Origin of the sequence: Flavobacterium sp., from assembly GCF_004211145.1 — a bacterium.
Taxonomy (GTDB): domain Bacteria; phylum Bacteroidota; class Bacteroidia; order Flavobacteriales; family Flavobacteriaceae; genus Flavobacterium.
In genome coordinates, this window is sequence record NZ_SEBS01000091.1 from 1 (window position 1) to 1,082 (window position 1,082).

Below are 1,082 nucleotides of genomic sequence, written 5' to 3' on the forward strand. Positions count from 1 at the left end.
CGCACATCATCGGTATAGCTGCCGCCGATCCAGGTATTGGAAAACTTCCCGATTCGCGCAGCGCCGCCGAGATTGTACTTGAAATTTCCATCCTTGGTTCCATACGCCGAGTAGCCTTCGATGCGGTATATTTCTGAAAATTTGTCGTTGGTCACGCCGCCAAGCCCGAGACGGAAACCTTCGTAGTTGTTATAGCTCAACAAATAGCGCAAGTCCAGGTCAATCGGCCCGAACGGAATATAGCCGTTGATGATCTTGCGCCCAAAACGCAGTTTCTTTTCGATTTTCTCCTTGGCAACGATACTGTCCAGCGCGTAATAGGTGTTGCGTTCGCGAACATCGACCGAATCTTTGTACGGCGCCCAAAAGCTCTCATCGCGGTCGCTCGCGTAATCCTTGACCTCGATCGCCACCGATTTCTTTTTAATCTTTACGGGAACATTGTATTGAATTTCGCGGTATTTGGACTGCGAAAACAAATAGGTGAAATCAGAAGTTTCCTTTAACCGGCGCGGGTTCGGATCGGACACTGCGTCGAAACGGATCGTTGTTCCCGGAATATGGATGTCGTCAGAGTTGTTGCCTTTCTGGATTTTAAGGCTGCGCCCGACAGGAAACCAGATTTTCTCCTCGTTAATGTAATGAAACGTATGATTGGCGCTGATGATGAGCAGTCCGCGAACCTGGAAATCGGCTCGGGCAACTCCGTAATTTTCTGCGTCGATATACAACACGCCCTGAAGGCTTGAGCGTTCGCGCTTTTTTTTATCCCGGAACGAAATCTTGTAGGTTTTTCGTCCGTCAATCAGCGTAGAATCCAACAGCTGATAGCGATAATCCGAAAATGCCTCGCGTGCAATCGGGCTGTAATATTTGGTTTCGAACAGCTCGTAATACTGGTCATAAACCGAAAAAGACTGCATGTCAAAACCAAGCACTTCATAGACAGGCTCTTTGAATCCAGACATTTTTGTGCCGATTACCGTTTCCTTCAACGTTGTTCCGTCAAACTGAAATTCCGACACTTTCTCGGTTTCAAAAAAGTGCTGACGCGTTACAAACTTCTTCATTTTGTACTGCGT

The 1,082-nt window shown here is 47.5% G+C and carries 1 protein-coding gene; it reads right to left on the reverse strand.

Features of this window, described 5'->3' with window-relative positions:
- Nucleotides 1-1,070 (reverse strand): DUF5686 family protein (locus EOO50_RS17675; protein WP_290841607.1); only part of this gene is annotated, 1,070 nt, incomplete at its 3' end.
- Nucleotides 1,071-1,082 lie beyond the last annotated feature (12 nt).